The organism is Microbacterium sp. PI-SA-G, assembly GCF_057215335.1.
Window position 1 is genome coordinate 3,122,803 of record NZ_CM170103.1, and the last position, 21,766, is coordinate 3,144,568.

The 21,766-nt window shown below is 70.5% G+C and carries 22 protein-coding genes and 1 tRNA gene; 16 read left to right on the forward strand and 7 right to left on the reverse strand.

Going from position 1 to position 21,766, the window contains the following annotated elements:
• Positions 1 to 86 precede the first annotated feature (86 nt).
• Positions 87 to 959, forward strand: a complete 873-nt coding sequence (locus AC2D10_RS15330) for an N-acetylneuraminate synthase family protein (protein WP_484708906.1) — start codon at positions 87 to 89, stop codon at positions 957 to 959.
• Positions 956 to 2,356 carry a DUF6716 putative glycosyltransferase gene (locus AC2D10_RS15335; RefSeq protein ID WP_484708908.1) on the forward strand — a complete coding sequence of 467 codons (1,401 nt, stop codon included), beginning with the start codon at positions 956 to 958 and terminating at the stop codon, positions 2,354 to 2,356. The genes AC2D10_RS15330 and AC2D10_RS15335 overlap by 4 nt, the downstream gene beginning before the upstream one ends.
• A 65-nt stretch (positions 2,357 to 2,421) precedes the next feature.
• Here the strand turns inward: AC2D10_RS15335 and AC2D10_RS15340 are convergent, their stop codons facing one another.
• On the reverse strand, positions 2,422 to 3,201 hold the full coding sequence (locus AC2D10_RS15340; RefSeq protein ID WP_484708909.1) for an ABC transporter permease: 780 nt from the start codon (positions 3,199 to 3,201) through the stop codon (positions 2,422 to 2,424).
• Positions 3,198 to 4,286, reverse strand: coding sequence for an ABC transporter ATP-binding protein (locus AC2D10_RS15345; protein ID WP_484708911.1), 1,089 nt, complete (start codon positions 4,284 to 4,286; stop codon positions 3,198 to 3,200). The genes AC2D10_RS15340 and AC2D10_RS15345 overlap by 4 nt, the downstream gene beginning before the upstream one ends.
• Positions 4,287 to 4,348: 62 nt before the next feature.
• Here AC2D10_RS15345 and AC2D10_RS15350 point away from each other — a divergent pair, with 62 nt between their 5' ends.
• Positions 4,349 to 5,335: a helix-turn-helix transcriptional regulator gene (locus AC2D10_RS15350; RefSeq protein WP_484708913.1), complete on the forward strand. Its 987-nt coding sequence runs from the start codon at positions 4,349 to 4,351 to the stop codon at positions 5,333 to 5,335.
• Positions 5,336 to 5,382: 47 nt separating this feature from the next.
• Here the strand turns inward: AC2D10_RS15350 and AC2D10_RS15355 are convergent, their stop codons facing one another.
• Positions 5,383 to 6,276, reverse strand: a complete 894-nt coding sequence (locus AC2D10_RS15355; RefSeq protein WP_484708914.1) for a hypothetical protein — start codon at positions 6,274 to 6,276, stop codon at positions 5,383 to 5,385.
• A 143-nt stretch (positions 6,277 to 6,419) separates the two neighbouring features.
• Between AC2D10_RS15355 and AC2D10_RS15360 the strand changes: the two genes are divergently transcribed.
• The 3 genes from AC2D10_RS15360 (at position 6,420) to arfB (ending at position 7,292) form a co-directional block, all read left to right on the forward strand.
• Positions 6,420 to 6,492, forward strand: a tRNA-Met gene (locus tag AC2D10_RS15360).
• Positions 6,493 to 6,518: 26 nt separating this feature from the next.
• Positions 6,519 to 6,815 (forward strand): DUF7882 family protein, encoded by a 297-nt coding sequence (locus AC2D10_RS15365; protein WP_484708915.1) that lies wholly within the window; start codon positions 6,519 to 6,521, stop codon positions 6,813 to 6,815.
• A 36-nt stretch (positions 6,816 to 6,851) separates the two neighbouring features.
• A complete protein-coding gene (gene arfB, locus AC2D10_RS15370; protein ID WP_484708917.1) occupies positions 6,852 to 7,292 on the forward strand; it encodes an alternative ribosome rescue aminoacyl-tRNA hydrolase ArfB in 441 nt (146 codons plus the stop codon).
• Between the two features lie 123 nt (positions 7,293 to 7,415).
• Here arfB and AC2D10_RS15375 read toward each other — a convergent pair whose 3' ends face one another.
• Positions 7,416 to 7,934 carry a class F sortase gene (locus AC2D10_RS15375; RefSeq protein ID WP_484708918.1) on the reverse strand — a complete coding sequence of 173 codons (519 nt, stop codon included), beginning with the start codon at positions 7,932 to 7,934 and terminating at the stop codon, positions 7,416 to 7,418.
• A gap of 158 nt (positions 7,935 to 8,092) precedes the next feature.
• On the reverse strand, positions 8,093 to 8,803 hold the full coding sequence (locus AC2D10_RS15380) for a CHRD domain-containing protein (RefSeq protein ID WP_484708919.1): 711 nt from the start codon (positions 8,801 to 8,803) through the stop codon (positions 8,093 to 8,095).
• A 203-nt stretch (positions 8,804 to 9,006) separates the two neighbouring features.
• On the opposite strand from AC2D10_RS15380, the gene AC2D10_RS15385 reads away from it, so the two are divergent.
• Together AC2D10_RS15385 and AC2D10_RS15390 are read left to right on the forward strand one after the other, a co-directional pair.
• Positions 9,007 to 9,561 carry an RNA polymerase sigma factor gene (locus AC2D10_RS15385; RefSeq protein WP_484708920.1) on the forward strand — a complete coding sequence of 185 codons (555 nt, stop codon included), beginning with the start codon at positions 9,007 to 9,009 and terminating at the stop codon, positions 9,559 to 9,561.
• Positions 9,554 to 10,282: a hypothetical protein gene (locus AC2D10_RS15390; RefSeq protein WP_484708921.1), complete on the forward strand. Its 729-nt coding sequence runs from the start codon at positions 9,554 to 9,556 to the stop codon at positions 10,280 to 10,282. Before AC2D10_RS15385 ends, AC2D10_RS15390 begins: the two co-directional genes overlap by 8 nt.
• 46 nt (positions 10,283 to 10,328) lie before the next feature.
• Here AC2D10_RS15390 and AC2D10_RS15395 read toward each other — a convergent pair whose 3' ends face one another.
• On the reverse strand, positions 10,329 to 12,404 hold the full coding sequence (locus AC2D10_RS15395; protein ID WP_484708922.1) for a bifunctional lysylphosphatidylglycerol flippase/synthetase MprF: 2,076 nt from the start codon (positions 12,402 to 12,404) through the stop codon (positions 10,329 to 10,331).
• 104 nt (positions 12,405 to 12,508) lie between these two features.
• Between AC2D10_RS15395 and AC2D10_RS15400 the strand changes: the two genes are divergently transcribed.
• The 4 genes from AC2D10_RS15400 to AC2D10_RS15415 are packed head-to-tail and all read left to right on the forward strand — an operon-like array spanning position 12,509 to position 16,529.
• Positions 12,509 to 13,585: a PQQ-dependent sugar dehydrogenase gene (locus AC2D10_RS15400; protein WP_484708923.1), complete on the forward strand. Its 1,077-nt coding sequence runs from the start codon at positions 12,509 to 12,511 to the stop codon at positions 13,583 to 13,585.
• A 43-nt stretch (positions 13,586 to 13,628) separates the two neighbouring features.
• Positions 13,629 to 13,979, forward strand: a complete 351-nt coding sequence (locus AC2D10_RS15405) for a PLD nuclease N-terminal domain-containing protein (protein ID WP_484708924.1) — start codon at positions 13,629 to 13,631, stop codon at positions 13,977 to 13,979.
• The gene (gene menD / locus AC2D10_RS15410) at positions 13,976 to 15,643 is read left to right on the forward strand and encodes a 2-succinyl-5-enolpyruvyl-6-hydroxy-3-cyclohexene-1-carboxylic-acid synthase (protein WP_484708925.1); all 1,668 of its coding nucleotides are present in this window, start codon (positions 13,976 to 13,978) and stop codon (positions 15,641 to 15,643) included. The genes AC2D10_RS15405 and menD overlap by 4 nt, the downstream gene beginning before the upstream one ends.
• 43 nt (positions 15,644 to 15,686) lie before the next feature.
• Positions 15,687 to 16,529, forward strand: a complete 843-nt coding sequence (locus tag AC2D10_RS15415; protein WP_484708928.1) for a PPK2 family polyphosphate kinase — start codon at positions 15,687 to 15,689, stop codon at positions 16,527 to 16,529.
• 29 nt (positions 16,530 to 16,558) lie between these two features.
• On the opposite strand, the gene AC2D10_RS15420 is transcribed toward AC2D10_RS15415, so the two are convergent.
• Positions 16,559 to 17,812, reverse strand: coding sequence for an isochorismate synthase (locus AC2D10_RS15420; protein ID WP_484708930.1), 1,254 nt, complete (start codon positions 17,810 to 17,812; stop codon positions 16,559 to 16,561).
• A gap of 70 nt (positions 17,813 to 17,882) precedes the next feature.
• Between AC2D10_RS15420 and AC2D10_RS15425 the strand changes: the two genes are divergently transcribed.
• Genes AC2D10_RS15425 through AC2D10_RS15440 form a run of 4 tightly spaced genes read left to right on the forward strand, consistent with a single transcriptional unit; the run spans position 17,883 to position 21,712 of the window.
• Positions 17,883 to 18,440 carry a DUF402 domain-containing protein gene (locus tag AC2D10_RS15425; RefSeq protein ID WP_484708931.1) on the forward strand — a complete coding sequence of 186 codons (558 nt, stop codon included), beginning with the start codon at positions 17,883 to 17,885 and terminating at the stop codon, positions 18,438 to 18,440.
• Positions 18,441 to 18,456: 16 nt separating this feature from the next.
• A complete protein-coding gene (locus AC2D10_RS15430) occupies positions 18,457 to 19,176 on the forward strand; it encodes a class I SAM-dependent methyltransferase (RefSeq protein ID WP_484708932.1) in 720 nt (239 codons plus the stop codon).
• Positions 19,177 to 19,221: 45 nt separating this feature from the next.
• On the forward strand, positions 19,222 to 20,283 hold the full coding sequence (locus AC2D10_RS15435; RefSeq protein ID WP_484708934.1) for a polyprenyl synthetase family protein: 1,062 nt from the start codon (positions 19,222 to 19,224) through the stop codon (positions 20,281 to 20,283).
• Between the two features lie 55 nt (positions 20,284 to 20,338).
• On the forward strand, positions 20,339 to 21,712 hold the full coding sequence (locus AC2D10_RS15440) for an FAD-dependent oxidoreductase (protein WP_484708935.1): 1,374 nt from the start codon (positions 20,339 to 20,341) through the stop codon (positions 21,710 to 21,712).
• Positions 21,713 to 21,766 lie beyond the last annotated feature (54 nt).

A 21,766-nucleotide genomic window follows, 5' to 3' on the forward strand; every position in this document is an offset into this window, starting at 1 on the left:
TAACCCCTGCGTCTCCGAGTGTTCATGATCGGCGCGTACTCAGGAGGAGCGGGGCTTGTCACGACCGCTCGACGACCGGAGGAACCATGACTGTCAGCATCGGATCACATGTGATCGGCGGCGGTCACCCCGCCTACCTGATCGCCGAGATCGGCCTGAACCACAACGGCGATGTCGACATCGCGAAGCGCTTGATCGACGTCGCGGCGCGCGCCGGTGCCGACGCGGTGAAGTTCCAGAAGCGCACCCCGGAGATCTCCACCCCCGAGCACATGCGTGACGTGCCGCGCGAGACGCCCTGGGGCACGATGAGCTACCTCGACTACCGTCGCCGCGTCGAGTTCGGCCGCGAGGAGTACATCGCGATCGGCGACCACGCGACCATGCAGGGGCTGGACTGGTTCGCCTCGCCGTGGGATGTGCCCAGCGTCGCCTTCCTTGAAGACCTCGGCGTCGTGGCGCACAAGGTCGCCTCGGCCAGCCTCACCGACACCGAGCTGCTGCAGGCGCTTCGCGCGACCGGCAAGCCCGTCATCCTCTCGACCGGCATGTCGACGATCGCGCAGATCGACCGCGCGCTCGAGACGCTGGGCACCGATCACGTCGTGCTGATGCATGCGACCTCGACGTACCCGCTCGAGCCCGAAGAGGCGAATCTGCGCGCCATCGCGACGCTGCGCGACCGCTACCCCGGCATCCCGGTCGGCTACTCCGGCCACGAGCGCGGTCTGCAGATCTCCCTCGCGGCTGTCGCGATCGGCGCCGTCGCGGTCGAGCGCCACATCACGCTGGACCGCACCATGTGGGGCTCCGACCACGCGGCGTCCCTCGAGCCGGGCGGACTCGAGCACCTCGTGCGCGACATCCGCGTGATCGAGGCAGCGCTCGGCGACGGCGTGAAGCGCGTGTTCGACAGTGAGCGCGCCCCCATGGCGAAGCTGCGTCGTATCCCGGCATGAGCGGAGGACTGCGGGTCATCGCGATCGCGGACGCCGACTCGTTCGTGAAGTGGTCGGCGTCGCTGCTCGGCGGCGTGGCCGGCATCCGTCCGCACCTGCTGCTCGTTCGCACGCCCCTGACCGCGAGCGACGCGCAGCAGCGCAGTGCCCTGGGCGGCACCGGGATGACGCCCGATCAGGTGACGCGCGTGCGCTTCTCGGAGGTGCTGGGCTGGCTTGAAGGGCAGCGACCCGACGTGGTGCTGCTCGCCGGTCGTGGGCCGTTCGTGCGTCTGATGGGGCGCGTCATCGACGCGCTGACCCACCGCCCGGTCACGCTGTCGGGGCTGCCCGGCATGGCGATCCCGGCGCAGCGCGGTGCGCTGGACTACCGCCGGCACACCGACCTGCTGATCGTGCACTCGCATCGCGAAGCGCGGGCCTTCGACGAACTCGGCGAGCGCATCGGGGTGCGGATCCCGACGGCGCTCGCGACCTTGCCCTTCGCCCGCCGGCGCCCACGGATGCTGCGGCTGGAGCACGCGCAGGTCGATACCGCAGTCGGACGTGACGGAGGTGCCGCGCGTGCCGGAGGCGTCGCGGTCGCCGAACGGACCGAGACCCCCACTCCCGTCCGGCCACCCGCGACCGACATCGTGTTCGCCGCTCAGGCCCTGGTTCCGCTCGAGCGTGCGCAGCGGGCCGAGATCGCGGCGACCCTGGTGCGTGCGGCCGAGGCCGAGCCGCGCCGGCGCATCGTCGTGAAGCTGCGGTCGCGTCCGGGCGAGGCCGAGACGCACCTGGAGCACACCCCGTACACCGACCTGCTGCCCGCGCGACGTCCGGCGAACCTGGTCGTCTCGTACGACTCGATGGCCGCATCGCTCGAGAGCGCGGCAGGCCTGGTCACGGTCAGCTCGACTGCGGCGATCGAGGCGACCGCGCTCGGCATCCCGGTGATCGCGCTCGACTCGTTCGGGGTGAGCAAGAGTCTGCTCAACACCGTGTTCGTTGGCAGCGGTCTGCTGGGCGGACGCAGCGAGGTCGTCGCCGGGCGATTCCGCCACCCGCATCCCGACTGGCTGCGCGACAACTACTTTCACTCCGAGACCGAGTCCACGTGGTGGGAGCGCGTCGAGCAGCTGGTCGCTCTGCGCCGCGCCGGAGCACTGCCGGCACGGCGGGTGCCTGCTGCGCGCGGCGGCGCCCTGCACGACGCCTGGCACCGCGCGAGTGTGCTCGGCTCTGAGGACCACACGGTCGCGGGAGCAGCAGCGCTCGCGCTCGGAGCTCCGGCGACACGGGCGCTCGCAGCCCTGCGTCGCCGCGGGCAGTCCGCCGACACCGGAACCTGGGCTGACGCCACGACCGACTACACGCTCGAGCCGAATCCGTTCCACGACTCGATCCGTCGCTGAACCGCGTCGCTGACCCCCGCCCAGCGATCCCGGACGAGGGTCAGTGCGATCTCGGGTGATCGGTCTCAGCTGCTGCGTCGGATCGCCCGCACCCCGACGACGAGTCCGACGATCGCGACGGCCAGCGCCGACACCCAGCCCCACAGCACGGTCGCATCGCCGAGGTCGCCCGCGAACAGTGCCCGCTGCGCCTGCACGACCCAGTTCACCGGGTTCACCGACGCGACCGCGCGCATCCACTCGGGTGCATTATCGAGCGGCAGCAGCATGCCTGACAGGATGAGCAGGGGGAAGATGAGCGACTGCTGCACGCCCCAGAACAGCCATTCACGGTCCTTCGTCGCCAGCGCGAGCGTGTACGAGAGGGAGCCGAGCCCGACCCCGAACACGGCCAGCAGTGCCAGCCCGATCAGCAGCCCTGCGATGTCGGCGGCGAAGCCGAACGGCCAGGCGATCAGGACGATCACGAGAGCCTGCACCACGATCGGCGCGATCTCCTTGAGCGCACGACCTACGAGCAGCGATGACCGCGCGAGCGGGGCGACCAGCGTGCGCTCGTGTGATCCGGTCATCATCTCGTACTGCAGATTCGAGCCGGTGGCGCCCGTGCCGAACAGCACGATCATCACGAGCACGCCGGGCACGAACCAGGCGAGCGTCTCTCCTGCCGGCGCACCCGAGTCGCCGATCAGCAGCGGCGCGAACAGACCCAGGAAGACGAGCGGCTGCAGCAGACTGAAGATCAGTGTGAACGGGTCGCGCAGCACGGGCCGGAGCTCGCGGGCCAGCACGTTGCGGGTGTCGCGCGCGAGGTTGGGACGCACGAGGGTGTCGTTCGCGGTCATGAGAGGGCTCCTGCCTTGCGGTCGGTCGGGCGGTCGGTCGGGTGGTCGGTCGGATGGTCGCCGGAGGACGGGAGCGATGCCGCGTCGGCGGCGGATGCCTCGGCTGCGGCATCCGCTCCCTCGCCGGCGTCGCGCAGGGTGCGGCCGGTGAGCGCGAGGAACACGTCGTCGAGTGTCGGCGGCACACCCGTCGCGCGCTGCACCAGGATCCCGGCGGCGTCGAGTTCGCGCACGATCACCGGCAGCAGGCGGTCGCCGTCCGGCACCGCGAGCGAGACGGCCTCGCCGTCGAGGGCGACCTCGGCGGTGCTGAGACGCGCGATCACCGGGCGGGCGGCGGCGGCCGCGGCGGCATCCGCGAATCCGAAGGTCAGCACATCGCCCGCAAGTGTGGCCTTGAGGGCGGTCGCGTCGTCGTCGGCGATGATGCGGCCCTTGTCCATGACCATCACCCGTTCGGCGTAGCGATCGGCCTCTTCCAGGTAGTGCGTCGTGAGGAAGACGGTCGTGCCGTGCTGGGTGCGCAGGTCGAGGATGTGCTGCCAGAGATTGGCCCTGCTCTGCGGGTCGAGACCGGTCGACGGCTCGTCGAGAAAGATCAGGGGCGGCGCGTGCATGAGCCCGAGCGCGATGTCGAGCCGACGCTTCTGCCCGCCGCTCAGTTGCTGCACGGTCCGGGTGGCGAACGACGAGAGATCGAGCGAACCGATCAGCTCGTCGGCCCGTCGTGCGCTGTCGCGCGCGGTCATGCCGTAGAACGCGCCCTGGCTGAGCAGCTCATCGCGCACGCGCTGCGAGAAGCTGCCGCTCGTGAGTTGCCCGACGTACCCGATCCGCGCGCGGACGCCGGCGGCGTCGGTGCGGATGTCGTGGCCGACGACGCGCGCGGTGCCCGAGGTGGGCGGGATGAGGGTGGTCAGCATCCGCAGGCTCGTCGACTTGCCGGCGCCGTTGGGACCGAGGAACGCGACCAGCTCGCCGGCGATCGCGGTGAAGGAGAGGTCGGTGACCGCGTTCACCGGCGACTTCTTGACGGTGAAGACCTTGGTCAGACCTTCGGTTTCGATGAGGGGTTGGTTCGTCATGGATGACACGGTAGAAGTCGATCAGGACACATCCTGTCCGCAATCTCTGCAAATCTTGATTCATGTCCGACACCACCACGCGTGCCCTCGCTCTGCTGAATCTGTTGCAGACGCACCGGCACTGGTCCGGCACCGAGATCGCCCGGCGGCTCGGTGTCACCGAGCGCACCGTCCGTCGCGACGTGGATCGTCTGCGGGAGCTCGGCTACCGCGTCGAGTCCACGCCGGGCGCTGCCGGTGGATACCGTCTCGAGGCGGGCAGCGCGGTGCCGCCGCTGCTGCTCACCGACGACGAGGCCGTGACGATGGCGATCGGACTACGCGTCGCCGCGACCCAGCAGCTCGTGGGCGGTCCGGAGGTCACGCTCACGGCTCTGGCGAAGCTCGAGCAGGTGCTCCCGTCGGCGCTCCGGCACCGGGTGAACGCGCTCGCCGCCTCGGTGCAGGCCCCCACCATCGGAGACGCTCCGGTCGTGTCGCCGGGAGTGCTGGGCGAGGTCGCTCTCGCCACCCGCGACACCGAGCGGCTGCGCCTCCGCTACGTCGATGCCGCGGGCGCCGAGACCGTCCGCCGCGTCGAGCCGCACGCACTCGCCCCCGCGGGCCGCAAGTGGTTCCTGCTGTGCTGGGACCTCGATCGCGACGACTGGCGCACCTTCCGTGTGGACCGGATCGCGACGGTCGAGCACACACGCGTGCTGTTCGTCCGGCGGCAGATCACGTCCGAGGAAGTGGAGGAGCGGGTGCTGATCGCCGCGTCGTGGTCGCCGCAGAAGGTCGAAGCCGATGCGGTGATGGAGCTGCCGATCGCCGAGGTGCAGGACCGCTTCGGGCCATGGTCCCAGGGAGCCACCGCCGAGGGGGTCGACCGTACACGGTGGCCCGTCGGCGGATCGGACTGGCGCGAGGCGATGTACGCCTTCCTCTGGATCCCCGAGGGCGTCGAGTATGCGATCACGTTCCCCGAGGCGGAGCGCGCCGAACTGCGTGAGGCCGTTGAGCGGATGCTCCGCGCCCTCGACGCGCCGGTACCGCCGGCGCGCGCCTGAGTGGCTGTGCACGCGGAGTCCGGGTCTTGCTGGCGTCCCGCTCCGCGTCAGCGGATGCTGGGCGGATCCGCGTCATCCCAGCGCTGAAATGTCTGCACCCACCAGAAGACGGCGAACAGCAGCAGCGCCACGGTCTCGCCGATGAGTACCACCGGTATATCGGGCAGTGAGGCGCGCGCCGCGAAGGCGATCACCAGCAGCACGAGGTCGGCGATCAGCAGCCCGGCCACCCAGAGGTAGACGCGGCGCTGCCGAGCGGTCGGCGGAGTCTCGCCGGCCACGCCCGAACCCCGGGCGTGGAGGATCGGCACGGCGGCGAACGTGCCGAAGAAGATCAGCGTCACCACGAAGTGGATGCTGGTGGCGGACGGCCCGAGGTTGAACGGAAAGCCGGCGTTGAGCGCGGGGACGAACGCGAGCGCGGCGAGCAGCAGCGCGGTGGCCACGGCGATCACGGACACGATCACCGCCCCGAGACTGGTCGTCCCTCGGCGGGCACGGATCACCGCTGTCACGAGCACGACCGAGATCACGACGAGCACGTAGGTGGCCACGCCGGTGCGCACGTCGTCGAGGAACGCCGGGGGGATGCAGTCCTGGGTGCCGGGGCAGCGGGTGTCGCCGTCGGAGAGGCCGGTGGGCACGAGTGCGATCAGCGGCGCGAAGATCGCCGCGACGTCGAGCAGCACGGTCGTGCGGTCACGACCCGACAGCGCGAGCAGCGCGAGGGACGCCGCGACCAGTGCGCCCACGAACACGCTGCGGGCGGGCGTGTAGAAGTAGTGGCTGAGCGAGGGAAGCACCTGCCAGCCGAGCTCGAGCGGCTCCCACGACACCACGACGGTCTCGATCGCGATGCCGGTCAGCAACGCGAACACCACGAACACCAGCGACAGGCGCAGATGCCGGTGCGTCATCTGTCCGGTGGTGGCGCTGACCATGGGGCGTTCCCTTCCTGATGGGCGTCCGATGCCGCCACGGTATCGCGAGGCTCCGACGCCGTGGCCGTCATCCGCCGACTCATGCCGTTATCGCGGGCAACCTGCTGGCGGGCCGACGTGGCCCCGGGTAACGTCATACCCATCGCGGCGATCCGGGCGGTCCCGGGCCTCAGTTCATACCTGGTGGCGTGGCGGGTTCGACTCCCGCCGTCGCGTCGACAAAGACGCGTATTCTGCTCATCATGGGATCACTCGAGTACAACAGCTCTCGTCCGGCGATCGTGATCGAGGACGAGACCCTGGCTCACCTCAAGGTCATCATCGCGACGAAGCTCCGCCGCCAGGAGAGCTTCATGATGACGTGGGTCGCCGACGATGAGAAGGCACCCGCGGGCCGGCTGTCCGCCTGGGTGCACCCGAGCATCCCGATGGTCATGGCGTTCGACTCCGCGACCATGCCGCGCATCGACGCGACACGCATCGCCCGCATGATGCAGAGCCTCAACGCGCACGGCGAACTGCTCATCGACCAGATGTGAGGGCAGGCCCGCCCGCACAGAGAGGAAGATGGACGCATGCCTTCCGCCCATCGCCCCGGTCTTCGGATCTCGTCGGGTCTGACGATCCCCGAGTCGGAGCTGTCGTGGCGGTTCTCGCGGTCCTCGGGGCCGGGCGGGCAGGGCGTGAACACGGCCGACTCCCGCGTCGAGCTGGTGTGGGATGCCGCGGGCTCCGCCGTGCTGTCGCCGCATCAGCGCGAACGCCTGCTCGATCGGCTGGCCGGGCGACTGGTCGACGGAGTGCTGACGATCGCGGCATCCGAGCATCGTGCCCAGCTGCGCAACCGGGATGCCGCTCGGCAGCGTCTCGTCGACCTCGTGTCGGAGGCTCTGCGTCCGCCGGCACCAGCGCGCCGGGCGACGAAGCCGAGCCGCGGGTCGAAGGAGCGCCGCCTCAAAGCCAAGCAGCGCCGGACCGACGTCAAACAGCTGCGTCAGCGCCCGCGCGACTCCTGACGCCGTCGCGTCAGACGCATCAACCTGTTGATCGCGTCTACGTCGCGGCATGCGATCGCGTCACGATCCTGCAGGCGCGCTACCACGACTGAGAAATCGCGCGGATGCCGGCCGCAGCGACACTCAGGCGGCTGCGCGCACCGCGTACACGACCCGATTGTCGACGTATGACGAGGCGGCGGGGTCGAAGACGCCGCCGCAGGTGATCAGGCGCAGCTCATCGGTTGCGACCGCGCCGAACACCGCGTGGGTGGGGAACGCCGACTTCGGGTACTCGGCGACCTCGGTGACGGTGTAGCGGAACAGCGTTCCCGCCACGTCGGTCACCTCGACGATGTCGCCCTCCGCCAGCTCTGACAGACGGATGAACACGGCCGGGCCGGTAGGGGAGTCGACGTGGCCGGCGATCACCGTCGGACCGAACCCGCCCGGGCGTCCGCCGCCGGTGAACCACCCGACCTCGTCGTAGTCCTCCGGGGCCTCCATCTGGCCGCTCGGTGCGATGCCGAGGTCGATCAGCGGCACATCGATGCCGATCGCAGGGATGCGAACGCTCGCCGGGGCTTCACCGCGCACCACCGGTTCTGCGACCGGGGTGGGAGCGGACTCCGCGATCGTGGCGGACGGCGTCGGCGAGGGCATCGTCGAGGGCACCGTCGACCGAGACGGCTCGGGTGTGGATGTCGTGTCGGGCAGCGGTGCGCAGCCGGTGAGGAGCACTCCCAGTGCCAGGAAGACGCTCGCGGCCCGAAGCCTCCCTCCAGGGGGCTGGAGAGGCTTCGGAGGCCGCGAGCGAGCTTTCATCGGGCGCCGGCCCGACGGCGGTACGCCATGACGCCGAGACCACCGAGAAGTCCGGCCACGCCCACGGCGGCGACGGTGACGCCCGCGGCATCCATTCCGGTGTCTGCGGTTCCGCCGCCACCGGTGGGAACGCCGCCGACGGGCACGCTCGTGAGCTGGCCGCGGACGACTCCGGCGGGCGAGGCGACGGTGTGGGAGTCAGCCGCGAAGGCGCTCGGGTCGGCTTCGATCTGCGCCAGTGTGAATCCGGTCCCGGTGTCGGTGCCCTCGACCATGATCCCGGTGGTGAACGGACCCTGCAGGCATCCGGAGCTGGTGCGGGGTCCGTCACCGATCGGTGCGGGGTTGGGGAACGCGATGCGGGGCGGGCCGGGCTTGCCGGCCGGCGCCTGGTGGATGTGCGTCGCGGTCTTGGCAGGGCTCTGGTAGTCGCCCGAGACCCCGTCGAGGGTGATGTCGTAGCAGATGATGTCGAGGTCCGAGTTGATGCGGAACGTGAAGGTGCCGGTGGCGCCTTCCTGTCCGGGGGTGACGACTCCGTCGGCGTTGACCACCTGGTCGGGGGTGGCCATCACCGTGAACGCACTGGTGAAGGAAGACGGCTCAGGCACTTCGGTCTCGGCCTGCGCCGGAGCGCCGACGGCGAGGACGCCGACGGCGACGAGAGCGCCGACGGTGAGAGTGCGTGTGGAGGTTCTGTTCAACATGTCGCGCCCTTTCGGTTCGGGCGCCCGCTGCGTCCGTTGCAGGTGATACGCCAGGCACCGGGCTCGCGTTCATCGGCCGCCGAGATTTCTTCCGCGGTGAATGCCGGGAGGGGGCATGACGTATACCTCGCAGACGTCTCGATCCGTCAGGTCCGTTCTCGACCCGTGAACAGACCGCCTACTCTGAGGGGAGCGTGCCGGCCATGACGGGGTTCGCCCAGGTTCAGTCAGGGAGCGTGATGGAGCATCCGTCCGAGAGGTCTCGTGGTTTCGACGCGTCTCGGGCGTTCGATCTGCACGGCTCTGCGCTGCTCGGGTTCGCGGTGAACGCGATGCGCGATCGGCCGCTGGCCGAGGACTGCGTGCAAGAGACGTTCCTGCGGGCCTGGCGGGCGCGAGACAGCTTCGATCCGACGAGGTCGTCGGAGCGCACCTGGCTGTTCGCGATCGCCCGCAACGTCATCGCCGACGCTTTCCGCAGTCGGGGGCGGATGCCGCGCATCGGCGACGAGCAGGAGCTGGAGCAGCATCCGGCAGCCGGGGCCGACCCGCTCGAGCGGCTGCAGATCATCGAGGGCCTGGCGCGATTGAGTGACGCACACCGACACGTGATCGTCGCCGTCCACCTCGAAGGGCGCACGTACAAAGAGCTCGCCGAGACGACCGGCGTCCCCGTGGCGACGCTGCGCACGCGCGCCTTCCACGCGCTGCGCGCGCTGCGGGGCCATCTCGACGGAACGGAGGACATCGATGGATGACACTGACGATCGGATCGCGCAGCTGATCGCTGCGGCAGCCGCGGGCGAACTCTCGCCGGAGGAGGCGGTCGAGCTCGACGCGCTCCGCCGCATCCACCCCAGGATCGACGCGGAGATCGCGAGTCTGAGCGCGCTGGTCGCCCGGCTCGACGCCGCCGAGGTGGCATGGTCCGAGGTCGCGCCCGACGCTGCCCTGCGTGATCGCATCACCGTGGGCATCGCGGCCGACGAACGCACGGCCTTCGAGCCGGCATTCGTTCCGGCGGCCCCCACTGCGCTCTCCCGCCGCCGATCGTCGCGCTGGGTCGGCGCGGTCCTCGGCGCAGCGGCCTGCATCGCGATCGGCATGGGTGTCGGTCTCGTCGCTCCGCCGCTCCTCTCACCCTCGCCGCCGTCCGGCCCTCCCGGCACTCTCGGCGCGGTGGAGAACATCGACGTGCGCGACGAGGCGGACGGCACGGCGATCGACGCCGACCTGGTCGCGCACACGTGGGGCACCGAAGCCGTGCTCGACGCGACGGGACTCGATGTCGGCGCGACCTACTCGATCGTCTTCGTCGGGATCGACGGCTCCGAGTTCTCGGCGGGCGAGATGCTCGGCTCTCCCGTCGAGATCCACTGCCGCGTGAACGCCGCGGTGCTGCGCGAGGACGTCGCGCGTCTCGAGATCCGTGACGCGTCCGGCGCCTCGGTCGCGGCGGCCGACGTGCCGAACGTCTGACCGACCGCCTCAGTCCTCCCGGCCGCCTCAGTCGTTGCCGACCGCCTCAGTCCTTTCCGCTGCCTCGAACCAGCTCGAGACCGGCGCCGGCGAACTGCCGCAGCGTCGCATCCGGCAGGAACGCCCGGGTCAGCGCCCCGCCGATGCGGGTGAGGTCGCTCTCGTCGCGGAACAGCAGGTACATGGTCTCGTAGCGCGGGTGGAACTTCTGCTTGAACCGGTGCAGCGAGCCGAATCCGTACACCGGCTCGAGCGCTTCTGCGAGCCGATCGCTGAGCGCCGCGATGACGCCCGCATCCGGCGGATAGTCGTGCGCCAGGGGCGCGCCCGAGAGCGACATGATCTCGGCGCCCTCCTCGGAGAACTGCTTCGCCGACGAGCCGATCAGGTACTCCATCACGGGCCCGAACCCGCCGTCGCGTCGCCGCATCAGATCGAGCGTCCAGCCGCGCACCGCTCCGCCCTCGCCGTACACGGGCAGCCACGAGAGGAAGCCGTCCACGTCGCCGTTCGGGGCGAGCGCGAGGGCCAGGCGCACCTCGGGGTCCTCCGCTTCCTCCAGCGTGCCGAGCGTGAAGCGCATCTCGGGCAGGTCCTTCTCGCCGACCCACGCCTCCGAGATCGCCCGCAGCTGCTGCTGCACGCCCCACGACTCGGACTTCAGCTGCGTCATCCGGAACGTCATGTCCTCGCGCCCTGCCTTGTTCAGCGAGGTGCGCACTGAGTTCCAGCGCTTGCCGGTGAACTCGAGCCCGGCCAGGTCGACGATCGTGTCGTCCGCCACGACGATGCTCCGCCAGGTCGGGGGGACCGCCGCGCGTGTGGCCTCGTCCGCGCTGAAGAAGCAGGGCACGAGGCCGGCCTGCTCCGCCTCGCGGATGAACTCCGAGACCGCGGCGCCACGCTGCGCTGCCGGTCCAATCGGATCCGCGAGTGCGAGCGCCACCCCGGACCGCCGCTGGTACGCGACGACTCCGCCGGGGGTGCGCGCGTAGCTGTTGCCCTCCCAGGTGGTCATCCACGAGAGCGTGCCGCCGCCGTGCAGTCGCAGAGCGGTCTTGACGTCGTCGACACTCGGCGCGGGCTGTTTGCCGAGCGGGGAGCGGCGCTTGGCATGGAACGCACGACGGATCAGCACCAGATACACCAGCATGATCAGCCACAGGAAGCCGTTCGCGAGCGCGAGCTCGGTCTGTCCGTCCCAGCGCACGTCGAGCTGGGCCTGACTGAACACGGTGATCAGCGCCAGCACGAGCGTGGCCAGCAGCACGTTGAACACACCGAGCAGCACGGCCAGCACCCACGCCCAGCGCCGCCCCCGCCGCAGGCCGTTCACGAGCACGAGCACCACGACCAGGTCGAGGGGCAGGTCGATCACCCCGCCCGATCCCGGTTCGGTCGGACCGAAGGGGCCGTCGGTGGGCACCAGCACGGTAATGATCTCGATCGCGCCGAGCACCATCACGGCGACCACCGCGATGAGGCGCTGTTCGCGGACGGTCGTGCGACGCACGCGCAGGGTCCGGTCGGCGACCAGGATCAGCAGCACCGCGAGCAGGTGCTCGAGGTCGGCGAGCGCGCCCCAGAACAGCATCGCGACGAACACGAATCCGAGCAGGATCAGCCAGCCGCGCACCCGCCACGGCGGGCGGAAGAGCCCGATCGCGGCAGCGATGCACGCCATGGTTCCCCCGGAGGCGCCGACGTCGAGCGCCTGTGCCTCGGCGATGGCCCACGCCCACGGCAGCTGCGACGCGAGCAGCAGCACGAGTGCGGTCGCCAGGACCGCGAACAACTGTCCGATCCAGTAGTAGGCCAACGCCACGCGCGACCCGCGCCGGAACTCCAGGTAGGCCATGCCCCAGAAGCCCGAGATCGTGAAGATGTACACCCACGGCTGGTTCACGAAGAACGTGCCGGTGAGCGGAGTCCACCACTGGCCGGCGGCGAGGCTCGGCAGCCCGTAGGCGACGGTGGGGAACAGGGCCGCGTCCTCGAAGGGCGCCCACAGTCCCTGCCAGATCACGCCGACGGTGAGGATGAGCCCGATCATCGTCAGTGTCGCCGGGATCCGCCGGACGACCGAGAGAACGGCGGGGGCGGTGCGGCGAGGCTCACTCATGCGCTCAGCGTAGCGAGGGGCTTCGGTGTGCCAGGCGATCTCGGGCTGGCTCTTCCCTCTCGTCCCCGTTCCGTGTGGGATGGACGAGAGGAAGGGATATCGGGATGCCGGAATACCGGATGCTGCGCCGCACGCGCCTGTTCACCACTGGAGCGGCCGCGCTCGCGTTCGCGCTCGCTCTGACCTCGTGCACGGCGACCACCGCCGGCTCCACGGACGCGGGTGAGCCCGCCCCCTCCACCACCCTGATCGCCGAAGGGCTCGACGCCCCCTGGTCGATCGCGTTCCACGAGGGCACGCCTCTGGTGAGCGAACGCGACAGCGCCCGCATCCTCGAGCTCGACGCTGACGGCGAGGCGCGCGAGGTCGGCGTCATCGACGGGGTCGTCGCCAGCGGCGAAGGCGGACTCCTCGGGCTCGCGGTGCACGACGGCGAGCTGTTCACGTACTTCACTGCCGACGACGAGAACCGCGTCGAGCGGCGCCCGATCAGCGGTGAGGCCGGAGCGCTCCGACTCGGCGAGCCCACGACGGTGATCGACGGCATCCCGGCGGCCGGCAACCACAACGGCGGGCGCCTGGCATTCGGCCCCGACGGCATGCTCTACGTGACCGCCGGCGATGCGGGCGACCGTGACAGCGCGCAGGACCCCGATGCGCTCTCGGGCAAGATTCTGCGGCTGACGCCCACGGGGGAGGTGCCCGACGACAACCCGATCGACGGATCGCCCGTGTACAGCCTCGGCCATCGCAACCCGCAGGGGATCGGGTGGGATGCGAGCGGCACGATGTACGCCAGCGAGTTCGGGCAGGACGCCTGGGATGAGCTGAATGTGATCGAGCCCGGGGGCAACTACGGCTGGCCGGTCGTGGAGGGCATCGCGGGCGACGGGGATTACCTCGACCCGCTGCAGCAGTGGCCGCCGTCTGCCGCGAGCCCGAGCGGGATCGCCGTCACGGACGATGCCGTGGTGATCGCCAATCTCCGCGGCGAGCGGCTGCGGTCGGTGCCGCTCGATGATCTCGCCGCGGCATCCGAGTGGTACACCGGCGAGTTCGGGCGTCTGCGCGACGCCGTCGTCGCCCCCGACGGATCCCTGTGGATCCTCACCAACAACACCGACGGGCGGGGCGACGCCCGCGATGGGGATGACCGCATCCTGCGCGTCGAGATCGACTGACGCACCCGGAGCCGGAGCCCAGGAACGTGCCTACACTGGGAGGGTGGCGAGACTACTGATCGTGGGCGGTTTCCTGGCCGCCGTCTTCTGGGTGTACAGCATCGTCGACTGCGCCGTGCAGCCGTCGTCGCGGCACCGTGGCGTGCCCAAGGCCGCCTGGATCGCGATCGTCGTCCTCATCCCCGTCGTCGGCGGCATACTGTGGTTCGTGCTCGGCCGCCGCCGCAAGAATGACAGGGACACCATCCGCCTGGTCGGCCCCGACGACGACCCCGCGTTCCTGCGCACCATCAGCAAGACCGAGCAGGACGCCCGCATCCGTCGCCTCGAAGAGGAGCTCGCGCGACTCGACGACGAGACCGACGAGGACCAGACGCCGGAACCGCGCGCGTGACCGCGTCTGCGGCATCGGATGCTGCGGCATCCCTGATCGCGGAGCTGATCGCCCACGGCGTGCGCGACCTGGTGCTGTCGCCGGGTTCGCGGTCGCAGGCGCTAGCGCTCGCCGCCGTGCACGCGTCGAACGAGGGCGCGCTGCGCGTGCACGTGCGCATCGATGAACGCGTCGCCGGGTTCACTGCGCTCGGACTCGCGCGCGAGAGCGGTGTGCCCGTCGCGGTGCTCTGCACCTCCGGCACGGCCGTCGCGAACCTGCTGCCGGCGGTGCTCGAGGCCTTCCACTCCGGCGTGCCGCTGCTGCTGCTGACGGCCGATCGCCCGCCCGAACTCCGGGGCATCGGGGCGAACCAGGCGACCGCGCAGCCGGGGATGTTCGCGACCTGGGCGCGCGAGCAGCTCGACGCTCCCGTCCCCGATGCCGCCACGGGCTGGACGGGTCTCGCCGCCCACGCCGTCTCCGTCGCGCTGGGGGCCGATGCGGCGAACGGGCTCCCCGGCGTCTGTGGACCCGTGCACCTGAACCTGCCCTCCCGCGAGCCGCTCTCGGGCGCCGCGGTCGCTGGCGACCTGCAGCCGGGCCCGGCTCCCCTCATCCCGGTCGGCGACCCACTGGTCCTCGAACGCGGCCCGCGCACCGTCCTGATCGCGGGAGCCGACGCCGGCGCCGATGCCGAGCAGATCGCGCACGCCGGCGGGTGGCCGCTGATCGCCGAGATCGTCAGCGGATCCCGTTTCGGTCGGCAGATCGTGCACGGCTACCGCGAGCTGCTGCGTCGTGACGAGCTCGGGGGAGCGGTGGAGCGCGCCGTGGTGTTGGGGCATCCCACGCTCAGTCGCGAGGTCACCGCGCTGCTGTCGCGAGCCGATGTCGACGTCGTGGCCGTGCGCCGCGGCGGCGAGGAGCTGAATCTCAACCACCGCACGCGGTCCGTGGCATCCGTCGCCGTGGCCGAAGGAGCTGCCGACCGCTCCTGGCTCGGCGCGTGGCTCCAGGCATCCGCGGCGTCGGCGATCGACCTCAGCGAGCAGGCGCCTGATCAGGACGGCCTCGCGTCGACGCACTTCGCCGCGCGCCGTGATGCTGTGAAGGCCGAGCTCGACGCGGTGCGCCGCCCGCTCGACCGGGCGCTGCTCGTCGACTCCGTCTGGCGCGCGACCTGGCCGCACGATCGGCTGATGTTCGGGTCCTCCCGCCTGGTTCGCGTGGCCGACGCGGTGCTGGGCGGCAAGAAGGTTCCAGTGCACGCCAACCGTGGCCTCGCCGGCATCGACGGCACGATCGCCACGGCCACCGGCATCGCGATCGCGAGTCAGGCCGGCGGGGCTCCCGGAATCACCCGCCTGCTGCTGGGCGATCTCGCCTTCCTGCACGATGTCGGGGCACTGCTGCTGCCGCCCGACGAGACCGAACCGCGGCTGCAGGTCATCGTGGGCAACGACGGCGGCGGCACGATCTTCGACGCGCTCGAGGTCGCCGGCTCCGCCGCCCCTGCCGATCTCGACCGCGCGTTCTACACACCGCACCGGGTGCGCCTCGAGCAGCTCGCCCTCGCCTACGGATGGGAATACCGCCGGGTGACCACGCGCACGGCACTCGATCAGGTGCTCACCACTCCCTTCGGCGGACGCCAGCTCATCGAGGTTCCGCTCGAGCGGTGAGCCGAGGGGTGCGGATCCGGCCGCGAGTGGGCAGGATGAGCATATGAACGCGCACAGGTGGGCAGACATCCTCCGTGTCGGCGAAGGGTTCCGCCTCGCCGACCTCGACCCCGGCAGTCGTCCCGGCTACGACCGCGGCAAGACGCACGGCGCCCACGACCTCGAGAAGGGGCTCGAGGCGCTGAGCGACCTGCAGGAGCGGCTCTTCGCCGAGAGCAGGGTCGGAGCCACGAGGAACGCCGTGCTGCTGGTGCTGCAGGCGATGGACTCCGCAGGCAAGGGCGGCATCGTCCGCCACGTGGTCGGCGGTGTCGACCCGCAGGGGGTGGCGCTCGCCGCATTCAAGGCGCCCACCGCCGAAGAGAAAGAGCACGACTTCCTCTGGCGCATCGAGAAGCGCCTTCCTGAGCCGGGGTTCATCGGCGTCTTCGACCGTTCGCACTACGAGGACGTGCTGATCGGCAAGGTGCGCGCCCTCGCCGACGACGCGGAGATCGAGCGCCGCATCGGAGCGATCAACGCCTTCGAGGAGCGGATCGCAGCCTCCGGCATCCGGATCATCAAGGTCATGCTGCACATCTCGCGCGACGAGCAGAAGGAGCGTCTGCGCGAGCGGCTCGACCGACCCGACAAGCACTGGAAGTACAACCCGGGCGATGTCGATGAGCGTCTGCTGTGGGACGACTACATGCAGGCGTATCAGGTCGTGTTCGACCGCACGTCGACCGAGGTCGCGCCGTGGCACGTGATCCCGGCGAACAGCAAGTGGTACGCGCGGCTGGCCGTGCAGGAGCTGCTGCTCGCCGCGCTGCAGGACATCGATCCGCAGTGGCCGGTCGCCGACTTCGACGTCGAGGCCGAGAAGAAGCGCCTCGACGCGAGCTGAGCCGTCGGGGTCCGACAGGCTCGGAGAGCTCAGGCCAGAGCGTCGACCAGCGGGCGGAACTTCACCCGCGTCTCGAGCAGTTCGGATTCCGGGTCCGAGCCCGCGACGATGCCGGCGCCCGCGTAGGCCGTCACGCGGATGTCGTCTCCCTCGCGCACGTCGAACTGCGCACAGCGGAGCGCGATCGCCCATTCGCCGTTGCCGGCGCCGTCGACCCAGCCCACCGGCCCGGCGTAGCGCCCGCGGTCGAAGGGCTCGAGCTCGCGGATCACGCCGATCGCGATGGTGGTCGGCGTGCCGGCGACGGCCGCGGTCGGATGCAGGGCGCCGATCAGGTCGAGCGCCGATCCGCCGTCGGCGAGCTCGCCCTCGACGTCGGTGGCCAGGTGGAACAGGTTCGGCAGCTTGAGCAGGAACGGCTGTTCGCTCGCCGCGAGGGCGCGGGTGTGCGGCCGCAGCGAGGCGAGCACGCTCTGCACCGCGTACTGGTGCTCGTCGAGGTCTTTGGTGCTCGAGGCGAGCGAGGCCGATGCGGCGGTGTCGGCATCGGCGTCGGCCCCGCGCCCGATTGTCCCGGCGAGCACGCGGGCGGTCACGGTGCGGTTCTGTACGGTGACGAGCGTCTCGGGGCTCGCCCCGATCAGGCCGTCGACCGAGAACGCCCAGGTGTCGGGGTAGCCGGTCGCGAGTGCACGCACGAGCCGGCGCAGGTCGGAGCCGGCGGGGATGCTGCCGGTCAGGTCTCGCGCCAGCACGACCTTGCTCAGCTCACCCTGCGCGATGCGTCCGAGCGCCTGTCGCACCGAATCCTGGTAGCCCTGCGGGCTCTGCGCCCCGGGTCCGACCGTCCCGGCCCAGTGCGGTCCGTACGGGTGGTCCGGCTCAGGGGCGGGAGAGGGGTCCGCGTCCGCCGGCCGGATGGTCGTGCGCCAGAACCGGTCCCCGTGGCGTCCGATCACCTGCGAGGGGATCACGAGCACGCTGTCGGAGGCCGACTTCTCGTCGAACGCCAGCGCGCCGAAGGCGACGAGGCCGGTGCCCGGGAGCTGCACCGGGTCGTCGATCCGCGCGGTCGAGGCCAGCCGACGCCAGGCTGTGGCCAGTGCGGCGCTGCGCTGCGCGGTGGCACTGGCGCGGGCTCGTAGTTCGCGCACCGGCTGTCCGACCGCGACGATGCCGTCACTGCGCCGCAGCCAGGCGAGCGGACGGTCCGGGTCCGCGGCGGCGAGGAGATCCTCGACCGGATCGATCTCTCGGGTCTCCACGACCAGCGCGCTGCTCACCGTTCCAGCCTAGGACTCGGCGTGAGGCCGAGGCGCCATCGCGCACAGCGCGCCGATCTAGGGTGGGCGCATGAGCGATGCACGTCCCGCAGCCGGTGCCGAGATGATCTTCCAGTGGCGCAAGTGGGACGGATCCCCGCACTGGCGCCACGAATGCGTCTATCTCGGCGCGGATGAGTGGGGCGACTGGGTCGGACAGCCCGTCGGCTGGCACAGCGCCCGTCCCGGCGCGGCGTTCGTCGCCGCGGGACCCAACGTCACGCTCGTGCCCCCGCAGGCCGACCACGCCCTGACCGTGAACCGTGATCACCCCAAGGGCATGCGGATCTACATCGACATCGGCTGGGACGTGCGCTGGTCCGACGACCCGCTGCTGGCCACGGGCATCGACATGGATCTCGACGTCGTCCGCGTCGAGGGCGAGCGCGGCACCTGGGTCGACGACCGCGACGAGTGGGCGGAGCACAGTGTCCGGTTCGGGTATCCGGCCGACGTGATGGCTCGGCTCGAGGCGCTGACGCTCGATCTCGAGGAGCGCGTGCGCCGCCAGGTCGCGCCGTTCGACGACGCGACGGCCGATGCCTGGCTCGATCGTCTTGACGCTCTTCGGCTCTCGCCGCGGCCCTGACACCTAGACTGATCAGGTGACCTCGAACGAGCCAAATCGCGCCGATCTCGGCAAGGACCCCGCCCGCGTCAGCGGCATGTTCGACCAGGTCGCGGCGGGTTATGACCGCACCAACACGGCGATGACGTTCGGCAACGACGCGCTCTGGCGTGCGGCCACCACGCGCGCCGTCGCCCCGAAGCCGGGGGAGCGCATCCTCGACCTCGGCGCCGGCACCGCCTCGTCATCCGCATCGCTCGCCCGCAGCGGCGCGCAGGTCGTCGCGGCCGACTTCTCGCCGGGCATGCTCGCCGAGGGCAAGCGTCGGCACGGCAGCATGCGCAACCTGTCCTTCGTCGAGGCCGACGCCACCGACCTGCCGTTCGGCGACGCCGAGTTCGACGCGGTCACCATGTCGTACGCGCTGCGCAACGTCAGCGACCCGAAGAAGGGCCTGCGTGAGCTGTTCCGCGTCACCAAGCCCGGCGGACGCCTGGTGATCAATGAGTTCTCCACCCCTCCCGGGGGACTGTTCCGCGGTGTCTACCGCTTCTACAACGACCAGGTGCTGCCTCGCGTGGCCCGTGTCGCCGGCACGAACGGCGATGCCTACGACTACCTCAACGAGTCGATCCGCGAGTGGCCCGACCAGAAGCGGCTCTCCGCCTGGATCCGCGAGGCGGGGTGGACCGACGTCGCGTACCGCAACCTCAGCTTCGGCATCGTCGCCCTGCATCGCGCCCGCAAGCCGGAGTAGGGCCGTGGATGCTGCGCGGGTGCCGGACGACGCTAGGCTGACATCGTGACTTCGAGCCGCGTTGCCCCGGGTTCGCGACTGGCGAGCCGTCTCGGTTTCAGCGACCGCGTTTTCATCGGTCCTGCCGCTCGGCGCGTCGCGCGGGCCATCGAAGACGGACTCGAGCTGGTCGAGACGGGTCTGGCCGAAGACGTCCGCGTCGCCGACCCCCTGGCCGACGCCGCCAGCCGCTACCTGTACGAGGCCGGGGGCAAGCGCATCCGCCCGGTGCTGACGCTGCTGGCCGCCCAACTCGGCGACGGCAACACCCCCGAGGTCATCGACGTCGCCAAGGCGCTCGAGATCACGCACCTCGGCTCGCTGTACCACGACGATGTGATGGACGGCGCCGACCGCCGCCGCGGCGTTCCCGCCGCGCATGCGGTGTGGGGCAACAACATCGCGATCCTCACCGGCGACATCCTGTTCTCTCGCGCGAGCCAGCTCATGTCGAGGCTCGGCGAGCGCGCCATCCGTCTCCAGGCCGACACGTTCGAGCGCCTGGTCCTCGGCCAGATGCACGAGACGCTCGGGGCGCAGCCGGGCGACGACCCCATCGACTTCTACATCCAGGTGCTCGCCGACAAGACCGGGTCCCTGATCGCCGCAGCCACGCAGGGCGGAGTGATCTTCTCGAACGCCCCGTCCGAGTACGAGGAGCCGCTGCGGGTGTACGGCGAGAAGATCGGCGTCGCATTCCAGCTGCTCGACGACGTGATCGACCTGTCCGCGAAGCCTGAAGACACGGGCAAGGTGCCGGGCACCGACCTGCGCGCCGGCGTGCCGACCATGCCGTACCTGCTGCTCAAGGCCGAGAAAGACGACGCGTCGATCGACCTGGCCGCGCGCATCGACGACGGCGTCGCGCGCATCGCCGAGGGATCCGACCCGTCGATCCTCGACGGACCCCTCACCGAGCTCCGCGACCACGCGAGCACGCAGAAGACGCTCACCCTCGCGCACACCTGGACTCAGGACGCCATCGACGCGCTCGCTCCGCTGCCGCGCGGCACCGTGCGCGAGTCGTTGACCCGCTTCGCAGAGACCCTCGTCGAACGCTCCAGCTGATCGCGCCGCGGCCCCGAGCCCGCGCATCGAACGCTGCAGCACAGAAAGGACCCCCATGACCAAGCTGAGACTTGCCATCGTCGGCGCCGGGCCCGCCGGAATCTACGCCGCTGACATCCTGCTGAAGGCCGAGCGCAAGTTCGACGTCTCGATCGACCTGTTCGAGCAGCTGCCGGCCCCCTACGGTCTGGTCCGCTACGGCGTCGCACCCGACCACCCGCGCATCAAGGGCATCATCACGGCGCTGCGCGATGTGCTCGACCGGGGCGACATTCGGCTGTTCGGCAACGTGCGCTTCGGCGAGGACATCACGCTCGACGATCTCAAGCGCCACTACAACGCGGTGATCTTCGCCACCGGAGCGGTCCGCGACAGCACGCTCGACCTGCCCGGCGTCGACGCGGTCGCCTCCTACGGCGCCGCCGACTACGTCAGCTGGTTCGACGGCCACCCCGACGTGCCGCGCGAGTGGCCGCTCGATGCGGCATCCGTCGGTGTCCTCGGCAACGGCAACGTCGCCCTCGACGTCGCCCGCATGCTCGCGAAGCACGCCGAAGATCTGCTCGTGACCGAGGTCCCCGAGAACGTCTACGAGGGCCTGCAGGCGAGCGCCGTCACGGACGTGCACGTGTTCGGCCGTCGCGGTCCGGCGCAGGTCAAGTTCACGCCGCTGGAGCTGCGCGAGCTCGGTGAACTGCGCGACGTCGACATGGTCGTCTACGACGAGGACTTCGACTACGACGAGGCGTCGAAGGACGCGGTGGCCAGCAACAAGCAGGTCATGGTCATCGACCGCATCCTGCAGTCGTGGCGCAAGCGCGACTCGGTCAACAACGCCGGTGGCACGGCATCGCGTCGCCTGCATCTGCACTTCTGGGCGCGCCCGGTCGAGGTGCGCAAAGACGAGGCCGGCCGCGTCGCCGCCCTCGTCTACGAGCGCACGCAGCCTGACGGCCAGGGCGGGGCCGTCGGCACCGGTGAGCTCCGTGAGGTCCCGATCCAGGCGCTGTACCGCGCGATCGGCTACTTCGGTTCCCCGCTGCCGGGTGTGCCGTTCGACAAGAAGCACGGCGTGATCCCGAACCGCGAGGGCCAGGTGCTCGCCAAGGACTCCAACCAGCAGCTCTCCGGCGTCTACGCCACGGGATGGATCAAGCGCGGTCCGGTCGGCCTGATCGGGCACACCAAGTCCGACGCCATGGAGACGGTCCGCCACATCATCAACGACCAGGGCTCGTGGTGGCACCCCGAGAACCCCGCCGAAGAGGCGATCCCCGCTCTCCTGCACGAGCGCGGTGTGAAGTGGACCGACCTCGACGGCTGGCACCGCCTCGACGAGCACGAGATCTCGCTGGGCGCGCCGCACGAGCGTGCGCGCGTCAAGGTCGTGCCGCGCGACGAGATGGTGCGCGTCTCCCGCGGGGAGTGACACCGTCACACGATCGTTGTCTCCGGTTCCCAAGGGTAGCGGCGCCGTCGTCTC